Source organism: Hahella sp. CCB-MM4 (assembly GCF_002260525.1).
GTDB lineage: Bacteria > Pseudomonadota > Gammaproteobacteria > Pseudomonadales > Oleiphilaceae > Hahella.
In genome coordinates, this window is record NZ_MRYI01000133.1 from 1 (window position 1) to 283 (window position 283).

General features: G+C 63.3%; 1 protein-coding gene. It reads right to left on the reverse strand.

Going from position 1 to position 283, the window contains the following annotated elements; translation table 11 throughout:
• On the reverse strand, positions 1 to 255 hold a 255-nt coding region (locus tag BTA51_RS29255; protein WP_305794083.1), incomplete at its 3' end, for a chemotaxis protein CheB.
• Positions 256 to 283 lie beyond the last annotated feature (28 nt).

Below are 283 nucleotides of genomic sequence, written 5' to 3' on the forward strand. Positions count from 1 at the left end.
CGCATAGCGGATGCCGGTCTCGAAGATGTCCTGAATCGCACCGGGGATGTCCGCGGCATCGAGGACACGGTCATGGATGCCGAGGCTCAGGATCGCGCGGGGCATCGAGGGGAAATCGGCCTCGGCCGGGCTCTGCACCACCAGCGCTCCGCCGGCGGCATGCATCAGCTGCGCCCCGCTGGCCCCGTCGCTGCCCGAGCCCACGCGACTACGCATGATCACGCATGCCGTCTTCCGCTTGAAACAACATCCTATCGATGATTTCCTCCTATTCTTGAAATAA